This window comes from Polaromonas sp. P1_F4, from assembly GCF_056405675.1.
In genome coordinates, this window is the sequence record NZ_JBFUBP010000006.1 from 230,705 (window position 1) to 256,377 (window position 25,673).

The 25,673-nt window shown below is 63.2% G+C and carries 24 protein-coding genes and 1 tRNA gene; 11 read left to right on the top strand and 14 right to left on the bottom strand.

From position 1 onward, the window contains the following. Positions 1-134: 134 nt before the first annotated feature. The 8 genes from AC1DYQ_RS14300 to AC1DYQ_RS14335 form a co-directional block, all read right to left on the bottom strand. Positions 135-1,184, bottom strand: a complete 1,050-nt coding sequence (locus AC1DYQ_RS14300) for a glycosyltransferase (RefSeq protein ID WP_477687331.1) — start codon at positions 1,182-1,184, stop codon at positions 135-137. A 100-nt stretch (positions 1,185-1,284) separates the two neighbouring features. Continuing rightward, positions 1,285-1,359 (bottom strand) — tRNA-Arg (locus AC1DYQ_RS14305). 66 nt (positions 1,360-1,425) lie between these two features. Continuing rightward, positions 1,426-5,409, bottom strand: coding sequence for a translocation/assembly module TamB domain-containing protein (locus tag AC1DYQ_RS14310; RefSeq protein WP_477687332.1), 3,984 nt, complete (start codon positions 5,407-5,409; stop codon positions 1,426-1,428). After that, positions 5,409-7,406: an autotransporter assembly complex protein TamA gene (locus tag AC1DYQ_RS14315; RefSeq protein WP_477687333.1), complete on the bottom strand. Its 1,998-nt coding sequence runs from the start codon at positions 7,404-7,406 to the stop codon at positions 5,409-5,411. The genes AC1DYQ_RS14310 and AC1DYQ_RS14315 overlap by 1 nt, the downstream gene beginning before the upstream one ends. 49 nt (positions 7,407-7,455) lie before the next feature. Beyond that, positions 7,456-8,670: a vWA domain-containing protein gene (locus AC1DYQ_RS14320; RefSeq protein ID WP_477687334.1), complete on the bottom strand. Its 1,215-nt coding sequence runs from the start codon at positions 8,668-8,670 to the stop codon at positions 7,456-7,458. A 25-nt stretch (positions 8,671-8,695) separates the two neighbouring features. Then, the gene (locus AC1DYQ_RS14325; RefSeq protein WP_477687335.1) at positions 8,696-9,283 is read right to left on the bottom strand and encodes a GNAT family N-acetyltransferase; all 588 of its coding nucleotides are present in this window, start codon (positions 9,281-9,283) and stop codon (positions 8,696-8,698) included. Between the two features lie 2 nt (positions 9,284-9,285). After that, a complete protein-coding gene (locus AC1DYQ_RS14330) occupies positions 9,286-9,513 on the bottom strand; it encodes a hypothetical protein (protein ID WP_477687336.1) in 228 nt (75 codons plus the stop codon). Between the two features lie 15 nt (positions 9,514-9,528). Continuing rightward, positions 9,529-10,383, bottom strand: a complete 855-nt coding sequence (locus AC1DYQ_RS14335) for an AAA family ATPase (RefSeq protein ID WP_457282248.1) — start codon at positions 10,381-10,383, stop codon at positions 9,529-9,531. A gap of 135 nt (positions 10,384-10,518) precedes the next feature. Between AC1DYQ_RS14335 and AC1DYQ_RS14340 the strand changes: the two genes are divergently transcribed. Together AC1DYQ_RS14340 and AC1DYQ_RS14345 are read left to right on the top strand one after the other, a co-directional pair. Next, on the top strand, positions 10,519-11,187 hold the full coding sequence (locus tag AC1DYQ_RS14340; RefSeq protein WP_477687337.1) for a c-type cytochrome: 669 nt from the start codon (positions 10,519-10,521) through the stop codon (positions 11,185-11,187). A gap of 64 nt (positions 11,188-11,251) precedes the next feature. After that, positions 11,252-11,821, top strand: coding sequence for a hypothetical protein (locus AC1DYQ_RS14345; RefSeq protein WP_477687338.1), 570 nt, complete (start codon positions 11,252-11,254; stop codon positions 11,819-11,821). A 21-nt stretch (positions 11,822-11,842) separates the two neighbouring features. Here AC1DYQ_RS14345 and AC1DYQ_RS14350 read toward each other — a convergent pair whose 3' ends face one another. After that, complete coding sequence (locus tag AC1DYQ_RS14350; RefSeq protein WP_477687339.1) at positions 11,843-12,277, bottom strand: DUF1841 family protein; 435 nt, start codon at positions 12,275-12,277, stop codon at positions 11,843-11,845. A 193-nt stretch (positions 12,278-12,470) separates the two neighbouring features. On the opposite strand from AC1DYQ_RS14350, the gene AC1DYQ_RS14355 reads away from it, so the two are divergent. Further along, positions 12,471-12,692 (top strand): hypothetical protein, encoded by a 222-nt coding sequence (locus tag AC1DYQ_RS14355; RefSeq protein ID WP_436156572.1) that lies wholly within the window; start codon positions 12,471-12,473, stop codon positions 12,690-12,692. Positions 12,693-12,806: 114 nt separating this feature from the next. Here the strand turns inward: AC1DYQ_RS14355 and AC1DYQ_RS14360 are convergent, their stop codons facing one another. Then, positions 12,807-13,598, bottom strand: a complete 792-nt coding sequence (locus tag AC1DYQ_RS14360; protein ID WP_477687340.1) for an IclR family transcriptional regulator — start codon at positions 13,596-13,598, stop codon at positions 12,807-12,809. Positions 13,599-13,710: 112 nt separating this feature from the next. Between AC1DYQ_RS14360 and AC1DYQ_RS14365 the strand changes: the two genes are divergently transcribed. The 6 genes from AC1DYQ_RS14365 (at position 13,711) to AC1DYQ_RS14390 (ending at position 20,691) form a co-directional block, all read left to right on the top strand. Continuing rightward, complete coding sequence (locus AC1DYQ_RS14365) at positions 13,711-14,427, top strand: 3-oxoacid CoA-transferase subunit A (protein ID WP_477687341.1); 717 nt, start codon at positions 13,711-13,713, stop codon at positions 14,425-14,427. Continuing rightward, on the top strand, positions 14,424-15,074 hold the full coding sequence (locus AC1DYQ_RS14370; protein WP_477648347.1) for a 3-oxoacid CoA-transferase subunit B: 651 nt from the start codon (positions 14,424-14,426) through the stop codon (positions 15,072-15,074). Before AC1DYQ_RS14365 ends, AC1DYQ_RS14370 begins: the two co-directional genes overlap by 4 nt. A gap of 27 nt (positions 15,075-15,101) precedes the next feature. Then, positions 15,102-16,304: a 3-oxoadipyl-CoA thiolase gene (gene pcaF, locus AC1DYQ_RS14375; protein ID WP_477687342.1), complete on the top strand. Its 1,203-nt coding sequence runs from the start codon at positions 15,102-15,104 to the stop codon at positions 16,302-16,304. A 163-nt stretch (positions 16,305-16,467) separates the two neighbouring features. After that, a complete protein-coding gene (locus AC1DYQ_RS14380) occupies positions 16,468-17,223 on the top strand; it encodes a sulfite exporter TauE/SafE family protein (RefSeq protein ID WP_477687343.1) in 756 nt (251 codons plus the stop codon). Between the two features lie 210 nt (positions 17,224-17,433). After that, on the top strand, positions 17,434-18,324 hold the full coding sequence (locus AC1DYQ_RS14385) for an adenylate/guanylate cyclase domain-containing protein (protein ID WP_477687344.1): 891 nt from the start codon (positions 17,434-17,436) through the stop codon (positions 18,322-18,324). A gap of 135 nt (positions 18,325-18,459) precedes the next feature. Beyond that, positions 18,460-20,691, top strand: a complete 2,232-nt coding sequence (locus AC1DYQ_RS14390; RefSeq protein WP_477687345.1) for a serine/threonine-protein kinase — start codon at positions 18,460-18,462, stop codon at positions 20,689-20,691. Positions 20,692-20,775: 84 nt separating this feature from the next. Here the strand turns inward: AC1DYQ_RS14390 and kefC are convergent, their stop codons facing one another. Together kefC and kefF are read right to left on the bottom strand one after the other, a co-directional pair. Next, entirely contained in the window at positions 20,776-22,614 is a 1,839-nt protein-coding gene (gene kefC, locus AC1DYQ_RS14395; RefSeq protein WP_477687346.1) for a glutathione-regulated potassium-efflux system protein KefC, read from the bottom strand. Positions 22,615-22,616: 2 nt separating this feature from the next. Beyond that, on the bottom strand, positions 22,617-23,411 hold the full coding sequence (gene kefF / locus AC1DYQ_RS14400) for a glutathione-regulated potassium-efflux system oxidoreductase KefF (protein WP_477687347.1): 795 nt from the start codon (positions 23,409-23,411) through the stop codon (positions 22,617-22,619). A 71-nt stretch (positions 23,412-23,482) separates the two neighbouring features. Here kefF and AC1DYQ_RS14405 point away from each other — a divergent pair, with 71 nt between their 5' ends. Next, positions 23,483-24,100 carry a nucleotide-binding protein gene (locus AC1DYQ_RS14405; protein WP_477687348.1) on the top strand — a complete coding sequence of 206 codons (618 nt, stop codon included), beginning with the start codon at positions 23,483-23,485 and terminating at the stop codon, positions 24,098-24,100. Between the two features lie 71 nt (positions 24,101-24,171). Continuing rightward, positions 24,172-24,627 carry a MaoC family dehydratase gene (locus AC1DYQ_RS14410; RefSeq protein ID WP_477668308.1) on the top strand — a complete coding sequence of 152 codons (456 nt, stop codon included), beginning with the start codon at positions 24,172-24,174 and terminating at the stop codon, positions 24,625-24,627. Between the two features lie 14 nt (positions 24,628-24,641). On the opposite strand, the gene AC1DYQ_RS14415 is transcribed toward AC1DYQ_RS14410, so the two are convergent. Both AC1DYQ_RS14415 and AC1DYQ_RS14420 read right to left on the bottom strand, forming a co-directional pair. Next, on the bottom strand, positions 24,642-24,962 hold the full coding sequence (locus AC1DYQ_RS14415; RefSeq protein ID WP_477687349.1) for a hypothetical protein: 321 nt from the start codon (positions 24,960-24,962) through the stop codon (positions 24,642-24,644). A gap of 190 nt (positions 24,963-25,152) precedes the next feature. Beyond that, positions 25,153-25,635 carry a tRNA (cytidine(34)-2'-O)-methyltransferase gene (locus AC1DYQ_RS14420; RefSeq protein ID WP_477687350.1) on the bottom strand — a complete coding sequence of 161 codons (483 nt, stop codon included), beginning with the start codon at positions 25,633-25,635 and terminating at the stop codon, positions 25,153-25,155. Positions 25,636-25,673 lie beyond the last annotated feature (38 nt).

A 25,673-nucleotide genomic window follows, 5' to 3' on the forward strand; every position in this document is an offset into this window, starting at 1 on the left:
AGGAATTTCACCGAATATATGAGAAAAACCTCTTGGGGCCTTTGTGGTTGGGCGCGAGCAGCTATTAAAAATATAGCAAACTAATACCGGGCTCAGGTGTATGTCTGCCGCACTGCCGCGTAGAGGGAAGCTGCTCAGCCAAATGCCGTCTGAACCTGGGCGGCGGCAGTTTTGATGAAGTAGCCAGCCCGTATTTTCCGGCCCATTTCCTCCGCACCCTTGCCCAGTTTTTCGTAGTCGGCCTGGTTCAGGCCAGCGAACACCTCTTCCAGCTCATGTAGCGACGAGACCAGAATGCCCGCGCCATGGGCGTCTATCAGCGGCGCAATGCAGGCGTGTCGCCACACCACTACCGGCAGACCCTGGCTGAGGTACAGAGAAGCCTTGTGAGGTGTATTGAATTTCAGGTAGGCCCCGTAGTCACCCGAACATCCATCAAGCGTGGCCCCATCCCAGACCAGGCCGAACGCCCCGTTAGCCTGGAACGGCGGGTAGTCCGGAGAAAAGGTGCCCCGGTACTGTATGTTTTCCTGGACGCCGAAGCCGGTGTCCAGGCCGGCGCCGTAAAGCTCGAAGTCCAGACCGGTGAGTTCACCCAGCCGGTAGATAAAACCCGATTTTCCGGCGGACAGGTTGCCTGCATACACCAAGCGTTTATGAAAGGTCTGCAGATCGGGCGCACTAGCGTCAACGGCGCCGGCTTCCGGTTCCGGGCAAAAATAATCCCAACAGTTCAGGGTAGCGGCGGGCTCCAGCCCGTAGCGTCTCAAGAGTTCGCTGACGGTGTCATTGAGGCTCAGAACATGCGTGAACTGCCTGAGCTCGTTGGCTTCTTTTTCAACGAGATCAAGACGCGGTGGGTCCATTCGGAGCCCTTCCAGGTCGTGAATGAATGCGACGGTGGGGATGTTTTTCCGCCGGGCTTTTTCCAGCACTGCGCGAGTCGGCAACTCGGGCGGAAACTGGCACCACAGCACATCGGTCTTCTGAAACCGCAGCCTGGCATATGACAGGAAAAACGCGATCAACCGGCGCCAGTATTTGGATCGGCTGCCCGGGATGTTCTGAATGGAAAAACCGCTCTGCCGCAGGAAATGCGCTGTGTCCAGCCGTGCCTTGGGTCCGGCGTTCAACCGGTTTTTCTTGGTATCCAGCAACAGGATGTGTTGAAGCCCATTGGACATTTTTTGGCGTTTTAAGAGCGGCTCGACAAGGCAGGGCGGGAAATCAACGCCTCCCGGAGCACCCCGAGATGCGGGGGATGCCCTGGAGCTGTAATGAGTCTGGTACCACCAACAGGAATCGAACCTGTATCTAGCGCTTAGGAGGCACTCGTTCTATCCATTGAACTATGGCGGCACTTCTCTTGGAGAAGCTGTAATTGTATTCGGTGGCGAATGCCGCTTTTGCATGCGCGCCGGCACTTCAGTCGTAAGGCACCGTGAAGATCAAATCCACCGCGCTTTGCTGGCCGGCCTGGGCGCGCACCGTGAAGCGTTGCGAGAGGTCGTAGAACACGTAGAGCGTGCCCAAGGCGCCAGTCACGGTCCGCTCATAGGCTGCATAGAAATTGCGCGAAAAGCGCTTGCCCAGGGTAACGGCGCCTTCGGTGGTGGTGCCGTCGGTGTTGCTGGAGGCGCCGCGGTACGACAACTCGTCCAGCCCTAGCGAGGCGGCCAGGCCGCCCGACATGCCGCCGCCCTTGCTGCCCAGCAAGGCCAGGGCGGCCTGCTGCAGGAGTGCGGCTTCGGCGCCACCCGAAGCCGACGAGCGGCCCACCACCAGCCATGAAAGTTTTTCGGCGTCGGGCAGCTCGGGTTGCGCATACAGGCGCACGCGCGGCAGCAGGGCGGTGCCGGTAATTTGCACGCCGACGCGCTGCGTGAGGTTGGGGCGAATCGCCAGGATGTCGAGTGACGGGTTGTCGATGGCGCCGGTAAAGCGCAGCATGCCTTGCTCCACATCCAGGCGCTGGCCGTAGGCGCGGTACTGGCCGCCTGCCGTGTTGATGGTGCCGTTGAGCCGGGGCTCGCGCAGGGTCTCGCCGCTCAGGGCCAGCGTGCCGCGCACGCGCGTGTCTATGCCCTTGCCCTGGATGCGGAAGTCGCGGCCCAGGTCGAGCTCCACTGCCAGCTTGACGGGGCGCGCGTCGCGGTCGGCGGTTTCGTCGCTGGTCTGCGCGGGCGCCTTTTGGCCGGCCGCCGCGCCACGGGTGGTGCGCACCACCACGTCGTCGCCAAGTTGCGGTGTGCCCTCGTCGGGCAGGATGATGCGGGCCTGATCGACCACCAGCTTGCCGGTGAGCTCAGTCTGTTGTCCCTTGAGTCCGGCCTGCACCTCGCCAGAAACCGTCAGTTGCCGGTCGGTGCGGATGCTGGCGCGCAGGCGTTCGAGCCTGGCCGTGAGTTGCACCTGCGGCTTGCCTTCCACCCAGCCGGCCTCGCCCTGTGCGGTGAGCACGCCGCCTGTGCCTTTGTCGCCCGCGCCCTGCAGCGTGAATTCGTTGATGCGCATGCGCGTGCCATCGAGTTTGGCTCGCAGCCGGCCGTTGCCGAATTCGATGCCGTCTACCACCGAGCGCAGTGCCAGGTCATTGGCCTGCAGGTCGCCTGCCAGTTGCGGCGCGGCGCGGGTGCCGCTGATGGCGACGTCAGCACCCAGCGAGCCGCGCAGCCGCCAGCCCGGCGGCGCCAACACCGACCACACGCCGATGCGCGGCAGCTGCGCACTCAGCCGGCCGGCCAGCGGTGCATCGGCCGGCCAGAGCCAGCCACCACCGGCCGTGGCAGGCGCGCGGGCCAGACGGGTCCTGAGCTGGCCGTCGGCCGTGCCCGCGCGTTCACTGTCCCAGCGCAGCGCCAGCGCGAGCGCTTCGCCTTCGCTGACCAGCGAGAGGCGTGCCTCCTTGACGCCGGCTGCCACGCGCGCCGACACGCCTTGCACGGTTTCGGCTTGCACGGTGATGTCGCCGCTGCTGCGTGCGAGGCTGGCTTTCAGGCGCAGCGTGTCACCCAGCGTGGCGTCCCAGTCGCCATCCAGCAGCAGGGTGCCGCCCAGGCCTGCGCCGGCCATTTGCGGGCCGGCCAGCAGTTCTATCCAGGCCAGCGGCAGGCCGCTGAGCTTGCCGGCGGTGATGAGTTCACGGCCCGGCCGCCAGCGAACCGGTTGCCACGCCAGCGTAGCTTGCGCAGGCGCACCGGTGGATGCGCCCGAAGGCGGCGCGACCAGAAGGGCTTCTCCGGCGCCGCTTTCAAGCAGGTCACCATTGCGCGCGGGCGTCCACTTGAGCGGCACGGTGCTGCGGGTCTTGAGCTGCCAGGCCCCCTTGCCCAGCGTGGGGTCTTCCACACTCACACTGAGCTGCTTGACCAGGCCTTGCCATGCGGATTCAGCGAGCGGGGCGTTTCGCGCGGCACCGGTGTTGAGCCGCCCGCCTTCTGCTGCCAGCTGCAGGGTATAGCGGCGCTGGCCTGCTTCCATGCGGCCTTGCGTGGCCAGCTGTGCCTGGCTCAGGCGGCCGGAAAGCGTGGCCTGGAAGCCGCGGATTTTCAGGGCCTCTGCGGTAGCGACTGGTGCTGTGCCTGCTGCGCTGGAGGTCGCCGCAGCGGCAGGCGCAGGCGTCGCCAAGCGCCAGTCAAGTGAAGGCAAGTCCAGCCGCGCCTGCAAGGCCGGGTCTTGCCAGCCGCCCTGCCAGCTGGCTTGCAGCTCGGCGCTGCCGCTGGCTGCTGCGTTCTTCAATGAAGCGGGCAGGCCCGGGATTTTTTGCAGCCAGCGCAGGGCCTGCGCCATGTCGCGGCCGCGCAGGCTTACGTCGCCTTTGCCGCTGGTTTGCCGCAGTTCCCCTTGCAGTTGGGCGTCCAGTCCGGGGGCTGTCAGTGTGAGTTTTCCCATGCCGCCTTTGGCATTGGGCTGGGCCTCAAGCTGGCCTGCCAGCTCGGCGTCGTCGGTGCGTACGCGCAGGGCCGACAGCACCAGCGTGCCGCCCGCCTGTTCGGCGTTCCAGCTGCCGGTGGCGCTGGCATCGCGCAGGCGCAGCTGGCCCAGCGGATTGTTCCTGCCGCCGGCATCATTGCGTGCTGCCTGTATGTTTGCGTCAAAGCCTATGGCCGGGCCCTGGCTGCGGATGTCGGCTTTGCCGTCCAGCGGCAGCGGCGCCAGTTGGCTGTGCAAGAGGGCCGGGTTGACGTGCTGGAGCGTCGCCTGCAGCTTCCAGGCGGGTGCTGCAAGGGATGTGGCGGGCGCATCAGCCCACTCGCCGCTGGCCAGCAGCTCGCCGCCGCCCAACTGAGCCTTGAGCGTGCGCACCATGGCTATGCCGCTACGCCACTCGCCTTGGATTTCCAGCCGATCCAGGGGTAGCTTGTGCTGGTCCCAGGGGCCGGGCAGGGAATTGGCCAGTTGCAGTTGCAACTGCCAGGCGGATGTCGATGAAGCGCTTGCCGGTGAACTTGCAGAGGGTGCAGGCCGCACGTTGGCGCTGCCCGTCAGCAAGGTTTGTGGTCCTTCGGGCCAGAAGGCCGCTACATCCAGGTCACGAAAATCCGCATCAGCTTGCGGCAGGGGTTGTGGGGCCCAGGGCATCACGCGTGCTGTTGCAATTGCCTGTGGTTGCCGCTGGTTTTTGCGGGGTGATGTGGCGGAAGGTTGAGCGCTTATTTGCAGCTCGGCCTTCACCAGCAGTTCGGTGAGGGGACCGCGGGCCGTGGCTTTGAAAGCCAGCGGCACGGGCGCTTTTGTGCCGGGAATCTGCGTGTCCAGCGCGCCTGCCAGGCTGGCATCAAGCTTCAAGGGGCTGTGTGACGACAAGGTCGCGCGCCCGTTGTAGCGGCCGTGCGCTACCTGCGCGCCGAGCAATTCCAGCTGGTGGTCTATGCCCTTGAATGCATAGTTGCCCGTGATGGCGGAGGCAGAAAACGCCGCGCCGCCCGTCCATTGAAACTGCCCGATGGAAAACCCGTCAAGCACCACCGGCAGCGGCAAGCCCAGCGCTGAGGGCGGCACCGACGGTGTTGTTGAAGGCGCGCGTTGATCGGTGACCTGCACGCTGGCCGCGGCCAGCCGGTTGACCTCCAGCGTGCCGTGCAGCAGCGACCAGGGTTGCCAGGCAAGAGTCACGTCCCTCACATCCACGCGCAGGCCGTCTTGCTGCCAGACCAATTGATCGACATGCCCGCCCGCGCGTAGCGATCCCGTCACGCGCTCGGCGCTCAGCGGCTGCGTTCGGCCTATCCAGGTCAGCGCGGTGGCCAGCGATCCGTCCGTGCCGGCCCACCACCAGGCGCCTGTCGTGGCGGCTATGGCCAGCATCACCACGCTGCCTGCGGCCCAGGCGGTGACGCGCAGCCAGCGCCGTGGTGGGCCTGCAGGCCCCGGCGCGGCTGGAGGAATCGGGGTCTTCGGCGTGTCCATCAGAAAACAAATCCCACGCTGACGTGCAGGCGCAGCTGTTTGACTTTCTCGCCATAGGCCAGGTCAATCTGCAGTGGCCCGATGGGGCTTCTCCAGCGCACGCCGGTGCCGATGCCGACGGAGGGCTTCATGTCTTTGGGGTTGTCGGCTACGGCCCCTGCGTCAATGAAAAAGGTGTTCTCCCACTCGCTGGGCCGGCCGTCGCGCAACATCGGGCGCTGGTATTCCACGCTGCCCACGGCCATGTAGCGGCCCGGCCCAGTCACGCCGTTGTCCAGTTTGATGCCGATGTCGCGGTAGCCGTAGCCGCGCACCGTGGTGTCGCCACCGGTGCGGAACAGCAGGGTGCCGGGAATGCGCGCCGAGTCTTTGGCCAGCACGGCGCCGCCCTCGGCGCGCATGGCGATGCGGCCCCGCTCCAGCGGCACAATGCCGAGCCAGCGGCCCACGGCGCGGGTGAGGGGCAGGTGCTGCGACCCCATGGTGCTGCCGGCGCCGAGTTCAAAGCCCAGGCCGTAGCCCTTGCTCGGGAATGGCAGACTGTCGAAGTAACGACCCGTCCAGACATAGTTGGCGGTCAGGGCCGAGCCGTCGCCGATATCGGCGGCGGAGCTGTTGATCTGGCCGCTGCCGCTCACGCTCGCCCTGTCATATTGCAGATAGATGTTGCGGTCTATGCGTTCGCCGGCCTGCGTGCGGCCAAAGCGCAGGCGCCCGGAGCGGGTGACGAGCTCGTTGTCGTCGACACGTTCGGTGCGTGCCAAGGCCACCCAGCGCCAGCTGGCCTCATCGGGAATCGAGGTCCATTCGGTCTGGGCAAAAGGGGATTTCTTTTCGAGTTGCAGTTTGGTGACGGCGCGCCAATTGGTGCCCGGCACGCGCAGGTGTGTGTGCTCGATGGAGGCGCGCGGCCCGCTGTCGGTGGTAACACCCACACCCAGGATGATTTTTTGCAGTTTGGCTTCGCGCACCTGTACCTGGACGGGCGCTGCCTGCGGATCGCTTTCGGGATCGACAAAGATGTAAGCCGAATCGAAATAACCGCTGGAAGCCAGCCGCTGCTGCGCTTCGGTCAGCTGCTTCTGGTCGTACACGGCGCCGGCATTGAGGCGTGCCAGGCGCGGCACCAGCACCGGGTCGTAGCGCTCGACACCTGTGACCTGCATGGCCCCCAGGCGGTAGAGGGGGCCGGAGTCGAGCTTGAGGCTCAGGGCTGCGCTGTGCTCTGGTGCGTCCACATCGGCCAGGCTGCCTGCCAGCTTGCCGGCCGGGTAGCGGCGGGCAACCAGGTCGCGCAAGGCCTGTGTCTTGGCGCTGTCCCAGGCGTCCTGCGTAAAGCGTTGGCCCGTGGGCAGACGCCAGTCGCGCTGGATTTCCGCGCGCTGGGCCTGCGCATCCGGGTCGGGGGATTCGGCAATATCGCCTGCAAAGTCGATGGTTACCGGCCCGACCGTTGTGGCCTGGCCCGGCTCCACTGCGACCACAATGGTCGGCCGCCGGCCTGACCCCGCGGCAGTGCCGCCTTCTCGCGTAATGGTGATGGTCGGACTGAAGTAGCCCAGCGTACCTACCAGGTTACGCACGTTGCGCTCGGCCAGAACGATCAGGCGCGCCAGCTCGGCTTCGTCCAGATCGGTCACGGCGCGGTAGCGTTGCAGCTCAAGGTGTCTTTCGAGCAGCTCCTTGATGGGCTGCGGCGCGCGCACCGCGATGTCGAAGGCCGTAACTTCGGGTTGGGCGCCGGTTGGGCCGGTAGAGCCCTGCGGTGTGGCCTCAGGCGTGATTTTCTGAGGGGGCGGAGGTGGGGCTGGCGCGGTTTGTATGACGCCGGAAGGCGGTGTCGCTGTGTTGCCAGACTGCGCAGGCGCAGCTGTTTGCGCGGCGGCCATAGGCGCCAGAAATATCGCAAAGAGTGCGAAAGCAGGGATGAAGCCGGCGCTGATCGGCAATCCTGCCGGAGTGGCCGTCCGTGCGCAATGGGTACTTGGATGGGTCACGAAGGCAGTTTACTTGAGCGCCCCAGCGCTCAGGCGTAGGAGGCGAACGCTACTTCGAGAGCATTCGCATGGCCTCTTCAAGGCCCTTGATGGTCAGGGGGTACATGCGCTGGTTCACCAGTTGCTGGATCACGCTGATGCTTTGACGGTATTGCCAGACACCCTGTGGCTCGGGGTTGATCCAGGCGAACTTGGGAAATGCGTTGGTCAGGCGCTGCATCCATTCGGCCCCGGCTTCTTCGTTGTTGTATTCCACACTGCCGCCGGGCTGCAGGATTTCGTAGGGGCTCATGGTCGCGTCGCCGACGAAGATGAGTTTGTAATCCTTGTTGTACTTGCGGATGATGTCCCAGGTCGGGAATTTCTCGCTGAAGCGGCGGCGATTGTTCTTCCACATGAAGTCGTAGACGCAGTTGTGGAAGTAATAAAACTCCAGGTGCTTGAACTCGGCTTTGACGGCCGAGAACATTTCCTCGACGCGGTGGATGTGCTCGTCCATGGTGCCACCCACATCCATCAGCAACAGCACCTTCACATTGTTGTGGCGCTCGGGCACCATCTTGATGTCGAGCCAGCCGGCATTGGCCGCGGTGGAGCGTATGGTGTCGTCCAGGTCCAGTTCTTCGACATTGCCCTGCCGCGCGAACTTTCGCAGGCGGCGCAGGGCGACCTTGATGTTGCGTGTGCCCAGCTCTTGCGTGTCGTCGTAGTCCTTGTAGGCGCGCTGGTCCCAGACTTTGACCGCACTCTTGTTGCGGCTTTTTTCCTGGCCTATGCGTATGCCCTGCGGGTTAAAGCCGTTGGCGCCAAAGGGCGAGGTGCCGCCCGTGCCTATCCACTTGCTGCCGCCTTCGTGGCGCTCTTTCTGTTCTTCATAACGCTTTTTGAGCGTTTCCATGAGTTCGTCCCAGCCCATTTTTTCGATCTTGGCTTTTTCTTCGGGGCTGAGTTCCAGCTCGAGGTTTTTGCGCAGCCATTCGAGCGGAATGTCTTTCGTGAAGTCAGCCAGCAGCTCCACGCCCTTGAAGTAGGCAGAAAAGGCGCGGTCGAACTTGTCGTAATTTTTCTCGTCTTTCACGAGCACCGTGCGGCTGAGGTAATAGAAGTCGTCGATCTTCCAGGCGCCTTCGCCCTCATGGGCGTCGAGCTTGTCGCTGTTCGGGCCGACAACGCCGGCCTGCAGCGCCTCGAGCAGCATCAGGTATTCCTTGACGGAGACCGGCAACTTGGCCGAACGCAGGGTGTAGAAGAAATCGATCAGCATGAAAAACTCCTTGGCGGCGGGCGCGTCAGGCTCTTGGCTTGTCGAGCAGGTACAGCAGTTGAGCTTTCACCTCAGGCCATTCGCCAGCGGCCAGGCTGTACATCACGGTGTCGCGTATCGTGCCGTCGCGGCGCAGGGCATGGCCGCGCAGCACACCATCCTTGCGGGCACCCAGTCGCTCGATGGCGCGCTGAGAGGCGTGGTTGAAGTTGTCGGTGCGCCAGCCGACGACGTTGCAGTCCAGCGTGTCGAAGGCGTGGCTCAACATCAGCAACTTGCAGGTGGTGTTGACATGGGTGCGCTGGCAGCGTGCGGCGTACCAGGTGTAGCCAATCTCGACGCGCTTGAGGTTGGGCACGATGTCGTGGTAACTGGTGGAGCCCAGCACTTCGCCGGTGGCCGCGTCGGTTACGGTAAAAGCGAAACGGTTGCCTGTCGCCAGCGCGGTTTCAATGTAGCCGCGGGTTTCGTGAGACTCGGGCACAGAGGTGATGCGCAGCTTCCAGAGTTCGCCGTCGGCGGCTGCGGCCTTGAGTCCTGCTTCGTGTGCCAGCGTCAGGGGTACCAGACGTACGCCTCGCGCTTCCAGGGTCACGGGTTCGACAAACGCCATGCTCACTTTTCCCCCTCGGTTTTTTGCCGGTTCCTCCAGCGCCTGGCCACTTGCAGGCCCAAGCCGCCACCCAGGCCTACCAGCACAATGCCGGCGATGGCGCCGTTACCGTAACCGGCTTCAAAAATATCGAAGCCCAGCAGATGGCCGGCCCAAAAACCGAGAAGCGCGCCGCCGACAAAGCCCACCGCATCCGACAGGCCTTCGATCAGCATGGATTTTTGACTCATGGATTGGCCCTGCGTTCAGCGATTGTTGCGCTGCATGAAAACCAGCTTCTCGAACAGGGTCACGTCCTGCTCGTTCTTGAGCAGCGCCCCCACCAGCGGCGGCACGGCGACCTTGTCGTCCTTGCTTTGCAGGGCGTCCAGCGGGATGTCTTCGGCGACCAGCAGTTTGAGCCAGTCCAGCAACTCGGAGGTCGATGGTTTCTTCTTGAGGCCAGGCAGGTTGCGTACGTCGTAGAACGTCTTCATGGCCGCAGTCAGCAACTCTTTCTTCAAGTCGGGGAAGTGCACGTCCACGATCTGCTTCATGGTGTCGGCGTCGGGGAACTTGATGTAGTGGAAGAAGCAGCGGCGTAAAAACGCGTCGGGCAGCTCTTTTTCGTTGTTGGAGGTGATGAACACCAGCGGCCGGTGCTTGGCCTTGATGAGCTCACGCGTTTCATACACATAGAACTCCATGCGGTCAATTTCACGCAGCAGGTCGTTCGGGAACTCGATGTCGGCCTTGTCGATCTCGTCGATCAGCAGCGCAACCGGTGTTTCCGAGGTAAAGGCCTGCCACAGCACGCCCTTGACGATGTAGTTGTGGATGTCCTTGACCTTTTCGCCGCCGTCCACGGTTGACAACTGCGAGTCGCGCAGGCGCGACACCGCGTCGTATTCGTACAGGCCCTGCTGCGCCTTGGTGGTGGACTTGATGTGCCATTGCAACAGCGGCAAGTTGAGCGCCTCGGCCACTTCCTCGGCCAGCATGGTCTTGCCGGTGCCCGGCTCTCCCTTGACGAGCAGCGGCTTTTTCAGGGCGGCGGCTGCATTCACGGCCAGCATCAGATCCTGGGTGGCGACGTAGTTCTTGGAACCTAGAAATTTCATGTTCTTGGGGGGAGGAGGTGAAAATTGAAAGGGTGTTTGCGCGGGGTGCCGGCAAGGGGTGCCCGGTCTCGGCAGGCCCAGATATAATCCAAGGTTGTTTTATACGATGAATTCCCACCTGATTGTGCGCGCAAAATGAATAAGCTGTTCACCACGATATTCGCCGTAACTGTCTCTTGCGTGACGGTTGCAAGCCTTGCCCAGGAGATCAAGGGCGATGCCAAAGCCGGCGAAACCAAGAATGCCATGTGCATCGGTTGCCACGGCATCAAGGGCTACCAGGCCTCTTTCCCCGAGGTCTACAAGGTCCCGATGATTTCAGGCCAGGGCGCCAAATACATCATCGCCGCGCTCAACGAATACAAAAAAGGCGACCGCAAGCATCCCACCATGCGCGCCATTGCCGATTCGCTGACTGACCAGGACATGGCTGACCTCGCCGCGCACTACAGTGCTGACGGTGTGGTTGCCGGCGCCGCAGAGCTGCCGGCCAAGCCTGCCAAAGAACCAAGCGCGGAAGTCCAGGCTCTGTTGAACAAGGCCAACTGCGCGTCTTGCCATGGCGCCAACTTCAGCAAACCGATTGATCCGGCCTATCCCAAGATTGGTGGTCAGCATGCTGACTACCTGTTCGTGGCGCTCAAGGCCTACAAGACAGAAAACAACCCCAAGGTTGGCCGCGGCAATGCCATCATGTCCGGCATGGCCAAGCAATACACCAATGTTGAGCTGAAGCAGTTGGCCAACTACCTGTCGTCGGTGGACGGCGACCTGAAGGTTGTGCCACAAGCCAAGTTCCGCTAAAGCTTCGCGCCTAGCCGGCATGCACAGGTACCTACGTCGCGTTGCGTTGCTAGCCAGCGCGATTTTGGCCACGCCCCACGCGCTGGCCAGCCCGCACAAATGCGCCGATGAAACGGGACGCATCACCTACTCCGACCGGCCCTGTATGCAGGCCCCCGCTCCTGCAGTCGCAAAGGCGCAGCCCGCGCCTAACAAGGTCAGCGCCGGCGGCAAGCTCACCGAGCCAGTGGTCGACAAGCTGCTGCGTCACGCTATGGAGCTGGGCAACCGGAACGACTACGAAGCGCAATGCGCTCTGGCGGCACGCGACCTGAGTTTCAAGGTGGTCGACCACTCGGTCTCGCCGGCCTTGGTGGTGCAGGGTGGACGCAAGGAAATCTGTGCCCTGCAGCGCGAGGGGGCTCAAGGCCTCATGGCTGCCAACCTGCGTGCAGTCTTCAAAGTTGACAAGATCGCCATCAGCCTGAGCGTCGACGGTAGCCAGGCTGCGGCCAGCTATGAAACGGTCGTCACTCTGAGCGGGCCAGGCCGGGGCAGCCTGTCCCAGCGCTGCAAGCGCGAAGACGTGCTTGGCCTCTACACCGGCGAAATTCTCTACCGGCGCGTGAGCGCCGTCTGCCAGGCCCTGGTCTGAGCACCGGGCGACGGTGGCGCTTTAGTCCGAGGTCGCTCTGCGCTGCACGCAGTCGATATACGCCGCGCCGTCGGGTGGCCGTCCGGCCCGCTGACTTTCCCACACCATCTGCCCCAGGCAGTCCATGGTTTCGTGGTGCGCATCGTGCAGCGAATTGCGTTTGGCCGTCAGCAGCTCGACGGCCTGGCGAATGCCGCGCGGCTGGTCGATGGAGCATTGCTCGCTGATCGATAAATGCATGGACAAGTGCAGAAACGGGTTGGTCTTGCCGGCCTCCACGTCGTACATTTTGTCGAGCGCGCCGTCGGCGTCGGCAAAGTCGGCATGGTATTCGGGATGCTCTTCGATCCACTGGCTTGCTATGGTTTCGATAGCTTCCATCGGTTGACCGGCGCGGGCTTTGGCATAAACAGAGCAGAAAAACCGGCGTACGTCGGCTTGAGAGGGGGTGAACATGGTGAAAGGTTATCACGCAGAGGTTTTCCAACGCCGGCGTGGTGGTTTGCTTATCAGTGTTCGGGCCACGGGGCTCACCGGTCCCGTCCTACAGACAGTTTTTGCACCTCTGCCTACATTACGAATCACAGTGGCGCAGTTCCGGGGCAAGGCTACTTCATAACGACCCACAAGCCCGGCGAGGAGATTTCACATGAACGCAGCACGCATCACAGGCATAGTCCTGATCGTTTTGGGCCTGGCCGGCTTCTTCACCGGCGGCTTCAGCTTCACCAAGGACACAACGGCAGCCAAGCTCGGCCCCATCCAGCTGACCGTGAAAGAAAAAGAGTCCGTCAACATTCCCCAGTGGCTCAGCCTGGGCGCCATCGTGCTGGGTGCCGTTGTACTCGTCGTCGGCTTCAAGAAGTCGTAACCGACGGCCCCGTCTCACACCAGCAGGGGCCGCGGGTCCGGCTTCGCCGGCCCTAGGCGCCGCCCCCTCGAGGGGGGAACGGGCTACACGAAGTGAGCCCGGACGGGGGTGTGTCTAGATCAACATGCGCGAGATTGCCTGCGCTGCCGCCAGCAGTTGCGGCAGCATCGTTTCCTGCATGGCTTTGGCGCTGGTGCGGTTGGCCTGGCCGCTGATGTTGAGCGCTGCAACCGTCTGGCCGGAGCGGTTGGTGATGGGCGCCGCCATCGACACCAGCCCTTCTTCCAGCTCCTGATTCACCAGCGACCACCCCTGCTTGCGGGCCTGCGCGATCTTGGCCATCAGCTCTTTGATGTCGGTCACGGTGTACTTGGTGCGTGCCGTCAGCTCTGAGGCCTGCAGGCATTTCATGATTTCGGCCTCAGGCAGGGCCGACAGCAGCATCCGCCCCATCGACGTGCAGTAAGCCGGCAGGCGCGAGCCCACGCCCAGGCTGATGCTCATGATCTTGTGCGTCGGCACACGCAGCACGTAGACGATGTCCGTGCCGTCCAGCGCCGCGGCCGAACACGACTCCTTGACCTCCGCGACCAGCGCTTCCATCACCGGCTCAGCCAGGTTCCAGATCGGCATGGAAGACAGATAGGCAAAGCCCAGGTCCAGGATGCGCGGCGTGAGGCTGAACAGCTTGCCGTCGTTGTGCACGTAGCCCAGCGTTTCCAGCGTCAGCAAAATGCGGCGCGCGCCCGCACGGCTCAAACCGCTGCGCCCGGCCACTTCGGTCAGCGTTTGCCGCGGTGCTTCGGTGTTGAACGAGCGTATGACCTCCAGCCCGCGCGCAAACGACTGGACGTAGGCGTCTCCGGGCCTGGGACCGGTAATGGGCGTGGATGCGGCGTTTGCCATCGTGATCAAAATCTCCTAGAATTCATTATACGAACTCTTGTTCTTATGTCGAACAATATTTAAGCGGTGGCTCGATGATTTCTGCAGGCCACCCGCAGCTGGAGACTTTTGAATGATCAACAAAATTGCCGCCTCCGTCGCCGATGCGCTGGCAGAGGTGAAAGACGGCTCAACCGTGCTGATTGGTGGCTTCGGCACCGCCGGCATCCCCAATGAGCTGATCGACGGCCTGATAGAGCAGGGCGCCAAAGACCTGACGGTCGTCAACAACAACGCCGGCAATGCCGAAACAGGTCTGGCGGCCCTCCTCAAGGCCGGGCGCGTGCGCAAGATCATCTGCAGCTTTCCGCGCCAGGCTGACAGCCAGGTGTTTGACGGTCTGTACCGCAGCGGTAAGCTTGAGCTGGAACTGGTGCCGCAAGGCAACCTGGCCGAACGCATACGCGCTGCCGGCGCAGGCATAGGCGCCTTCTTCTGCCCCACGGGTTTCGGCACCGAGCTGGCACGCAACGCCGACGGCAGCGCCAAAGAAACCCGCGAAATCAACGGCAAGCAGTATGTGCTCGAGATGCCGATCCACGGTGATGTAGCCCTCATCAAGGCCGAGCGAGGCGACCGCTGGGGCAACCTCACCTACCGCATGGCTGCGCGCAATTTCGGTCCTGTGATGGCGACCGCGTCGAAGAAGACGATTGCCACCGTGCATGACATCGTTGAGCTCGGCAACCTGGACCCTGAAGCCGTCGTCACGCCGGGCATCTTCGTACATCACATTGTCCAAATCCCACGCACCGCCACCCAGGCTGGCGGCTTCAAGAAAGCGGCATGACCATGACCTACCAACGCCGAACCAAAGACCAGCTCGCAGCCCGCGTCGCGCAAGACATTTTTGACGGAGCCGTCGTCAACCTCGGCATCGGCCAGCCCACGCTGGTAGCCAACCATTTGCCGGCCGGGCGCGAGGTCATCCTGCAAAGCGAAAACGGCATTCTCGGCATGGGCCCGGCGCCCGCCGAAGGCGAGGAAGACTACGACCTGATCAACGCCGGCAAGCAGCCGGTGACGCTGCTCAAGGGCGGCTCCTTCTTCCACCACGCTGACAGTTTCGCGATGATGCGCGGCGGTCACCTCGACATCTGCGTGCTGGGCGCGTTTCAGGTCTCGGCCACGGGCGACCTGGCGAACTGGAGCACCGGCGAGCCAGGCGCGATTCCCGCGGTAGGTGGCGCCATGGACCTGGCCATAGGCGCGCGGCAAACCTGGGTGATGATGGATTTGCTGACCAAGCAGGGCGCCAGCAAGCTGGTGCAGCAATGCACCTATCCGCTGACCGGCATCGCCTGCGTCAAGCGTGTGTACTCCGACATCGCCACGCTGGAGTGCACACCGCAGGGCCTGAAGCTGATCGACACCGTCGAAGGGCTCACCCACGCCGAACTTGAAAAACTGGTGGGCCTGCCGATTGCGGCCGCCTGATCTCACTTCTCTCAACGCACACACACCATGACTCAAGCTTTCATCTGCGACGCCATCCGCACTCCCTTCGGCCGCTACGGCGGCGCCCTCAGCAGCGTGCGCACCGACGACCTGGGCGCGATCCCGATCAAGGCGCTGATGGCCCGCAACCCGAACGTGGATTGGCAGGCCGTCACGGATGTGCTCTACGGCTGCGCTAACCAGGCCGGTGAGGACAACCGCAACGTGGCGCGCATGGCCGCCTTGCTGGCGGGCCTGCCCATGGACGTGCCGGGCTCCACCATCAACCGCCTGTGCGGCTCGGGCCTGGATGCCTTGGGCAGTGCCGCACGCGCCATCAAGTCGGGCGAAGCCACCTTGATGATTGCCGGCGGCGTGGAAAGCATGAGCCGCGCGCCCTTTGTGATGCCCAAGGCCGAGAGCGCCTTCAGCCGCGCTAACGCGGTGTATGACACCACCATCGGCTGGCGTTTCATCAACAAGCTGATGAAAGAAAAATACGGCGTTGATGCCATGCCCGAAACCGCCGAAAACGTGGCAACCGACTACAAGATCAGCCGCGAAGACCAGGACAAAATGGCGCTGGCCAGCCAGCTCAAGGCCGTGGCCGCACAAAAGGCCGGCTACTTCGACGCTGAAATCACGCCGGTGACGATTGCCCAAAAAAAGGGCGACCCCATCGTGGTGAGCAAAGACGAGCACCCGCGCGAGACCTCGCTCGAAGCGCTGGCCAAGCTCAAGGGCGTGGTGCGGCCTGACGGCACGGTGACCGCTGGCAACGCCAGCGGCGTGAATGACGGCGCTTGCGCATTGCTGCTGGCCGACGAAGCCACCGCCGCAAAAAATGGCCTTACGCCCAAGGCGCGCGTGGTCGGTATGGCCACGGCCGGTGTGGCGCCGCGCATCATGGGCATCGGCCCTGCCCCGGCCACACAAAAAGTGCTGGCGCTCACCGGTCTCACGATGGCGCAGATGGATGTGATCGAACTCAACGAAGCCTTTGCCGCTCAAGGTCTGGCTGTGCTGCGCATGCTGGGTGTGCGGGACGACGATCCGCGCGTCAACCCCAACGGCGGCGCGATCGCGCTGGGCCACCCGCTGGGGGCTTCGGGAGCGCGGCTGGCCACCACGGCCGTCAACCAGTTGCACAAGAGCGGCGGCCGTTATGCGCTGGCCACCATGTGCATCGGCGTAGGCCAAGGCATCGCGGTGATTCTGGAGCGTGTCTAGCTCAGACCGTGACTGGGCATCCCTTGCGCGCGGGGGCGCCTGAGGCGATCGCCATTGCATGGATGGCCTGTGGTGAAATACATCCTCGGTTCCGGTTTGCTATTGTTTTAATAGCTGCTTGCGCCCGTCCCTTCTGGGTAACCGATGTTTTTCACATAAATCCATGGATTTTCCGCTGATCACCGACGCCTTCTTCTATGCCGTGGCAATTCCCGCCGTGCTGATGTTGGGCATCAGCAAAAGTGGTTTTGGGGCCGGCTTCGGGTCTCTTGCGGTTCCCGTCATGGCGCTGGCCGTCACGGTGCCCCAGGCGGCTGCCATCCTGATGCCCGTCCTGCTGCTGATGGACTTGCTGGGGCTGGCGGCTTTTCGCCGGGACTTCGATGTGAAGTTTCTGAAATTCCTGATCCCTTTTGGTTTGATGGGAACCGTGGTGGGGGCGCTGTTGTTCAAGGTGCTGGACGCCAGGGTCGTGGCCGGGGTAGTGGGAATATTCACCTTGTTGTTTTTGGCGCAGCGCCTGTTGTTCCCGCCCCGGCCCGACAGCCCGCCACCACCCAAGTGGCTGGGCGCCATTCTGACGGTGACCTCGGGCTTCACGAGCTTTGTATCTCACGCAGGCGGACCGCCCCTGAGCGCCTATGTGATCCCCATGCGCCTGAGCCCGGTGAAGTTCACGGCTACCATGGCCGCCTTCTTTTTTGTCATCAACCTTTCCAAGTGGATTCCATACGCCTGGCTGGGTCTGCTGGACCTGCGCAACATGGCGACGTCGCTGGTTTTGCTGCCATTGGCGCCGCTGGGCGTGTGGATAGGCGTGCGCATGGCCCGGAGCATCAGCCCGGTGCTTTTCTACCGTCTGCTGTATGTCGGCATGCTGCTGACCGGGTGCAAGCTGCTTTGGGATGCTTTCCGTTAAAACGCATGAAGCAGGTAGCGCAGGTTCTGATACCGCCCTGCAATTGCTTTACCGGTATTTCCCTTTCCCGTCTACTGCGGCCAGTGAAACCAGGCGCATCCGCTGGGTTCTTGCGGGGAGCCCGGGAATTTCACCGGCCTCTTCACTGCGAATTTCTGTGAGAATTGCTGCCATGAGAACAAGAAGCGCGCACCGCGGCTAACGCCCTTCATGACTACAGTCGTTTTTGCGGATCTTGTGGGCAGCACCAGCATGTTCGAACGGCTGGGCGATGAAACGGCATCGCACTTCGTGACCCAGCTCATCGGCGTGCTGAGCCAGGTTTTCCAGCAACACCAGGGGCGGGTGGTCAAGTTGCTGGGTGATGGCCTCTTTGTGGTGTTCCCCAACGAAGGTGACGCGCTGTCGGCCTGCATCAGTATCCAGAAACGCCTTCAGGAAAAACCGATCAAGCCGGGCGGCAGCGGCACCCCCGTACAGATGCAGATGGGTATCGAGTCGGGTGAAGTGGTTGAAATCGACGGCGACTGTTTCGGTGACACCGTCAATTCGGCCGCCAGGCTCGCAGACCTTGCGGGTGCCGCCCAGATCCTCACGACCGAAAACGTCTGGACCGCCCTGTTGCCCGTCCAGAGGGCATCGCTGCGCAGCATGGGCCCCATGTACCTTCGCGGCAGGGCTGAAGCCAGCCATGTCTACCGGGTCGAATGGCAGGCTGGCCGCGACGAGGATGCCACGATGGCCGGGCGTTCGATGTTCTCCTCACCCAGCCAGGCCTTCCTCGAACTCAGCTTTGCGGAGCAAACCGTCAGGCTGGATTCGAAAAGCAGCAAGCTGGCGCTGGGCCGGGCCGCCGATGCGGCGCTGACCTTGAACGATCCCCGTGTTTCGCGCATGCATGCCACCCTCGAATGGCGTGGCGGGCATTTTGTATTGACGGACGCTTCCAGCTACGGCACCTGGGTGTACCTGGGCAACCAGAGTGAGGCGGTGGTGCTGCGGCGCACCGAGTGCTACCTGGTTGGCAGCGGCCAGATCGTGCCGGGCTGCGAGCGCACCGACGAAAATGCCCCGCTTGTCACGTTTTCCATCAGGACCTGATCCGCGGAAGAGGTCGGATTCCGGACCTTTTTCGCTGCATGATGCAGGCTAGAATCGTTTTTTGTTTCAAGACGTAGGCGTCCCCCTCAGGCCCGCAGCACGGTTTCTGCCAGTTACGTCCATTTCCATTCCCTCATGAGTCTCAAGAAACTTGGCCGTTACGATCTCATCCGCGTCCTCGGCAAGGGGGCGATGGGGCTGGTGTATGAGGGGCGGGATCCCAACCTTGACCGCCGCGTGGCGATCAAGACCATCAAGGTCGAAAATCTGTCGGAAGAGGCCGCCTTAGAGTATGAAGTGCGTTTTCGCACCGAGGCCCGGTCTGCGGCGCGCCTGCAGCATCCGCATATTGTCAGCGTCTATGACTCCGACCGCGACGGCGACATTGCCTTCCTGGTCATGGAATTTGTCGATGGCGACGACCTCAAGCATCACCTGGACAAGGGCAACCTCTACACCCTGGAGCAAACCCTGGGCATCATGGGCGACCTGCTTTCGGCGCTCGAATACGCGCACAGGCAAAGCATCGTCCACCGCGACATCAAACCGGCCAACCTGCTGATCGAGACGAGCGGGCGTGTCAAGCTCACCGACTTTGGTGTGGCGCGCATCCAGGATTCCGGCGAAGCCACCCGTACGCAGGGTTCCATGGTCGGAACGCTGAAATACATGTCGCCCGAGCAGGTGCAGGGCCGGCCGATTGATGCCCGTGCAGACCTGTTTGCCGCCGGCATCGTGCTGTATCAATTGCTCACCGGGAAGCGGCCGTTTGACGGTGACACCGACTTCGCCACCATCCAGCAGATCGTCGGGCATACCCCGGTCATGCCGGGTGCGTTCAATGCCCAATTGCCCGCAGCGCTGGATGCCGTGGTGGCCAAGGCCCTGGCCAAATCGCGCGACCAGCGTTATGCCAGCGCGCAGGAGTTCCTTGCTGCGCTGCAGGCCGCGGCACGCGAGGCGCCCGATATCTCGGTGGTTCCGTCCGCCGTGCCGCCCGGGCCCGGCAGCAATTCAACCTGGACTTCCACCATGCTGTCCGGCGAAGCGCTGGTTGACCAGCCGTCGGGCACCAGCGCCAACATCTCGGTCGTGACGCAGGAGCTCGAGCTCGTCTACTGGAAAGACATCAAGGAGTCCATGGATGTGGAAGACATCCAGGGCTTTCTGGCCAAGTTCCCGTCGGGTATCTATGCCGACCTGGCGCGCCGCCGCCTCAAAAAACTCGGCGTGCCTGGCGCAGACGACTCGGACATCGGCCGGCGCCTGGGTACAGGAACGCTGATTGTTCCGCGGCCCGATACACAACCAGCCCCGCCAGCCCCTCCAGTGTCTGCCAGCGCATCCGCCTCCGGGACCGACACCGACATGGCCTGGAAGGCCCTTGAAGAGGCGGCAGCCAAGGCGCCTTTGCCGCCTCATGTGCCGGTGAAACCCGCCGCCGATGACCCGGATGCCACGCGCCTGGGGACACCGGTGGTCGCTGCGGCAGCTCAGCCGGACCAGGAAGCGCATGACGCATCCACCGACTGGCCGGAGACCGTGTTCAGCGATGCACCCGTGAGCCCGGCAGCACCTGAGCCTGCCAGCGGGCGGCCAACGCAAGGTGCAGCTGCAATTCCCGCCAAGAGCCCAGCCGCGAATACCAACGACGCCGCACGGCCGCCGATAAAGTCAAAATCGGCACGGCGGCGCAGCCCCCTGGCGTCGCCCGGGGTCGCAACGACACCTGCAAAGGCAGCTTCACCTGTACCCTACCGTTACCTGGTGTGGGGTCTGGCGGGCCTGGTAGCGCTGGCCGTCATCGGCCTTGGATGGAAATCCCTTTCCGGCCGAGCTGCCCCTGCCGCCCCGTCTGCCATACCGACCAATAAAGCGGCCAATATAGCGGCCAAGGCAGCGCCCGGCGCGGCGGTGGCCACGCCGGCAGCGTCCACTTCGCCCGTAGTGTCCGCGGCGCCTGCTGCAGCTGCACCCGCAGTGCAAGCTGCGCAGGCCCAGCCTGCGGCTTCGGCTGCCTCTTCTTCTGTGGCGCGGGCACCCCTGTCTGCGGCCTCCAGGGCGGCGCTTGCGGCTGCGGCCGCCACCCGAAAAGCTGCACTGGAAAAAGAGCGGCAGGCCAAGCAGGCTCAGCCCAAATCCGCCGCTACCCCTTCCCCTTCGGCGACCGACCACGCTGCCACGCCGGCGCCGCAGGCCGCGGCCGGCAATCCGCGGCAGGCCTGTGAAGGGCGCATCCTCCTCGGTTTCCAGATCTGCATGTCTGAGCAGTGTGCCAAGCCGGGCTTCGCCCAGCATCCGGCCTGTGTGGAACGGCGGGCCATGGAGCAGCGGCGGCGTGACGCCGAGCAGCAGTCGAACCGGTAATTGCCGTTCGATATCCCTGAGCAGGTGGGTGCTATAAAATCAATAGCTGCTCGCGCCCGTCACTAAAGGCCTGGAGCTGTTTTTTTATTCGGATTCCTGGGCGTGCCAGGCAGCAGGCCGGCGCTGTGCCTGTTGCTGGCGCTCCTGGGCCAGCTGCTCTTCCAGTTGTAAACGCCCCTGGGTGGCCACGGCGATGACCTTGGTGCGGTCCTTGCGGTGCGGGTACATGCGTTCGAACAGCTCCAGGTTGTGCCGGCGAAAGCGCATCGCCGCCTGGCGCGCTTCGTGCGGCGGCTGGCCCAGCAGTTCCAGCACCGTGCGCGCGCTGCGCAGGCTGGACTCGAACACCTCACGTTCCACCTGCATCACGCCGCGGTCACGCAGCGCGTTCCAGTGCGTCACGTCACGCGCGCGGGCGACGATCTGCATCTGCGGAAAATGCTCGCGCGCCAGGTCGACGATCTTGAGCGATTGCTCCATGTCGTCGACCGACAACACCAGGATTTTGGCTGTGGCCGCGCCGGCCGTGCGCAGCAGGTCCAACCGCGTCGCATCGCCGTAAAACACCCGGTAGCCGAAAGCCCGCACGGTTTCGACCATTTCCGCGTCGTGGTCCAGCACGGTGGCCGGAATGCCCTGGGCCAGCAGCATGCGGCCGACGATCTGGCCGTAGCGGCCGAAACCGGCAATGATGATCGGCGCCTCCTGCTGCTCGGAGATTTCTTCGAGTTGCGGCGTGTCGCAGCCGGCCCAGCGCGGCAGCAGCAGCTTGTCGACGGCCACCAGCAGCAGCGGGCTCAGCAGCATGGACAGCGCCACCGCGCCTATCAGCAGTGAGGCGATCTCAGCGGAAAACACATGCGCCCCGGCTGCTGCCTGGAACACCACGAAGGCGAACTCGCCGCCCTGCGCCAGCAGCACCGCGAACACCGGGCGTTCCTGGAAAGGCAGCTTCATGAGGCGCGCCAGACCGTAAATCACCATCAGTTTCAGGCCGAGGAAGCCCACCAGAATGGCGGCCATCAGCCCGGGCGACTTCCAGAGCACGCCAAAGTCGATGCTCATGCCGACGGCAATGAAGAACAGGCCCAGCAGCAGACCCTTGAAAGGCTCGATATCGGTTTCGAGTTCGCGGCGGTATTCACTTTCCGCCAGCAGGACACCCGCCAGAAAAGCGCCCAGGGCCATCGACAGGCCGACGAACTGCATCAGCGCCGCAATGCCCACCACCAGCAGCAGCGAGGCTGCGGTGAAAATTTCGGGTGTACCGCTGTTGGCGATCCAGCGCAGCAGGGGCCGCAGCAGCAGGCGGCCGCCCAGGATGATGCCGGCGATGGCTGCTACGATTTTGATAGCTTCCAGCGCACGACTGGTATGCGCTACAGCCTCATTTTCTCCACCGATTGCGCCCAGCAGGGGCAACAGCGCGAGAATCGGGATGGCTGCCACGTCCTGGAACAGCAGGATGGAAAACCCGGCCTGGCCGCTCGACGTCGGCATCAGATGGCGCTCGCCGATGGCCTGCAGTGCGATGGCGGTGGATGACAGCGCCAGCCCGAGGCCGGCCACCAGCGCAATCTGCCAGCTCACGCCAAATGCCATCGCGACGCCCGTGAGCWGGGCGGCGCACCCCAGCACCTGGGCACTGCCCCAGCCGAAGATGGGTCGGCGCAGATTCCACAGGCGTTTGGGCTCCAGCTCCAGCCCCACCAGGAACAGCATCAACACCACGCCAAACTCGGCGAAGTGGAGGATGTCCTGCACATTGGTAACCAGCCCCAGGCCCCAGGGGCCTATGGCGATGCCGGCGGCCAGGTAGCCGATGATGGAGCCGAGGCCGAGTTTTTTGGCCAGGGGCACGGCAATCACCGCGGCGGCCAGGTAGATAAAGCTGTTGGTCAGCCAGGCTGGTGCATGCTCCATAGTTATCGAGCCCCCACGCTTTTCACTTCGTGTGCCTTCGGCGGTACGCTGCCCCTCTCACTTTCAAAAGGGGCTAATTTTCCCTGGGGCGGCCCGACGGAAAATTGGCTCTCGGCTTTGACATGGTCAGGGTGCTCCACTGGCCGATCCTTCATGGGAACGACGCAGGCGGCACATTGCTCCAGGTCTTCCAGTTCAGGCCAGTCGGGATAGCTTTGCAGGCGCTGGCGGAAGGTTGCGATGTGATCGGCAACGGTTTGCCTGTCAACGCTGTGGGCACCGTGCAACACCAGAGGTGGCAAAAAACGCATGCCGCACAGCGCGGCGCTTTGTTCGTACGGCGGCAGGAAGGCATCAAAAAAGTAGCGGTTGTAGCCTTGTGAGTGATAGGACGTTTCGGGGCCGCCTGTGGTGGCGACCAGCCACAGGTCTTTACCCTGCAGTGCCCGGCCTTTTGCGCCTTCCTCCTCACCTTCGCCGTAGGCCCAGCCGTAGGTGAGCACGTCGTCCAGCCAGAGCTTTTGCAGCGCGGGCATCGAGTACCAATGCATGGGGTGGAGCAGCACCACCAGTTGCGCGCGTTCCAGGGCGGCCTGCTCTTTGGGCACGTCGATGGCATAGTCGGGATAGCTCGAATACAGATCCTGCACCTGGACACGGGGCAGGGCCTTCGCAGCCTCCATCAGCGGGCGGTTGACCCGTGATTCGCGCCAGGCGGGATGGGCCGCAATGACATAAATATCAGGATTTGCCGTGTTGCCCGCCGATTTATCAGTGGTTGTGAGAACTGTGTCCATGCCGTTACCATAGCGGAAAAGCAAGACCAAGAGTTCCCAGGAACGACAAGTTCCAAACCGAGGAGATTCGCATGCCCGTGGTTGTGATCGCCAATCCGAAGGGGGGCGTCGGCAAAACGACGCTGGCCACCAATGTTGCCGGATACTTTGCCAGCCAGGGCCATGCGGTCATGCTGGGAGACGCCGACCGGCAGCAGTCTTCACGGTTGTGGCTGGGGCTGCGGCCGCCCGCCGCCCGGCCGATTGCCACCTGGGATGTGAATGCAGACCTGATCGTCAAACCCCCCAAGGGCACGACGCATGTGGTGCTCGACACGCCCGGCGGGTTGCATGGTTCGCGCTTTAACGAGGTCTTGAAGCTGGCTGACAAGGTCATCGTGCCGCTGCAGCCCAGCGTCTTCGACATCTTTGCCACGCGCACCTTCCTGGACCAGCTGGCCGAACACAAGCACGCCGGCAAGATGCAGGTGGGCATTGTCGGCATGCGCGTGGATTCACGCACGATTGCCGCCGACAAGCTACGCAGTTTCGTCGAAGGGCTGGGTTTGCCGGTGCTGGGCTACCTGCGCGACACGCAGAACTACATTCACCTGGCCGCGCGGGGACTCACGGTGTTTGACGTGGCACCCAGCCGCGTTGAAAAAGACATGGAACAGTGGCAGGGCATCTGCCGGTGGCTTGACCGTTGAATCTCTGAGCATCGCGCCGGTTTGTCGCTGAGCCGACATGCCGTGCCCCTGTGTGTCGCTACAGTGGCGGCATGAAAACCTTTGAAACCCTGGCCGACCTGGCCGCCTGCACCGGCCAGGAAGTCGCCGTCAGCGACTGGATCACCATCACGCAGCAACAGGTCAACCTGTTTGCCGAAGCGACGGGCGACCACCAGTGGATTCATGTGGACCCTGAAAAGGCAGCGGCCGGCCCGTTCGGCGGGCCGATCGCCCATGGGTTCCTGACCTTGTCACTGCTGCCGCGTTTTTTCGAGTCGTCGTTTGAGATTGCCGGCTCGCGCATGGGCGTGAACTACGGGCTCAACAAGGTGCGATTTACCGCGCCGGTGCCCGTCGGCAGCCGCCTGCGGGCACGCATGAAACTGCTGGCTGCCGAGGCGATTGACAACGCCGGCATGCAAATGACCTGGGAAGTGACCGTGGAACGCGAGGGCTCGCCCAAGCCGGTATGCGTGGCGGAATCGCTGGTGCGGCGATACCCCTGAATGTGCCGCTGGCGCTAGATGCGCGTCAGCTGACTGGCCGGCAGCCAGCCCTCAAAAACACCGATCAGGCCATTGATGCGTTCGGCGGCTTCCGTCTGGGAATGCGCATGTGCGATGCATTGGTGCAGGTCGCTGCGCAGCAGCCACAGGTCGGAGGGGGTTTTGGCGAGATTGATCTTGTAGATCACCCGCGGGGTGCGCGGATCCTCGCAATCCTGCAAAAGGGTGCGCAGGCTTTCCTGGATCTGCTCGACCGAGAGCCGGTTGGCTGCTTTGGCGGTGCTGGAAAGGCGGGACGTGCTGTTGCCGAAAATACGCTGGATGACCATATTCACTGTGTTTTTCCTTCCAGTCTTGTGGACTGGGCGGTGGGAAGGGATAACGCAGGAAGGGCCGGGTAGTGGCAATCCGCACGTTCGGGCCTGCAGCGAGAACTTTAGGCTTGAAGGATTGGAGTTTAGGGTTTTTACCTAGATTCTGGCAAGGGGGTGCTAGTCCAAAGGTTGGCAAAAGCGGACTTATGTCTCATCCGGGCAAGCCGGGCGACCCTGAAAACCCGTTTTGCCGCCAGGCCTCAAACACGGTAACGGCCACGGTGTTGGAGAGGTTCAGGCTGCGCTGGCCCGGCAGCATGGGAACCTTGAGGCGCTGCGGTGGCGCAAAGGATTCACGTAACTCCGGCGCCAGGCCGCGGGTTTCGGCGCCGAAAACCAGCCAGTCGCCGGGCAGGAAGCGCGCGTCGTAGACGCTGCCGGAGCCGTGCGTGGTCATGGCAAAGAGCCTGTCGGAAGGTGGTTGCTCACTTTCGAGGAAGGCTTGCCAGCTGGCATGCCGCAGCACTTGGGCGTACTCGTGGTAATCGAGCCCCGCCCGGCGCATGTGTTTGTCGTCCATCGAAAACCCCAGCGGTTCCACCAGGTGCAATCGGCAGCCCGTATTGGCCGCCAGGCGGATGACATTGCCGGTGTTGGGGGGGATCTCAGGCTCGACCAGAACAATATTGAACATGGCTGGATTGTCGTGCGGCGGGCGCAGGTTTTCTGTCG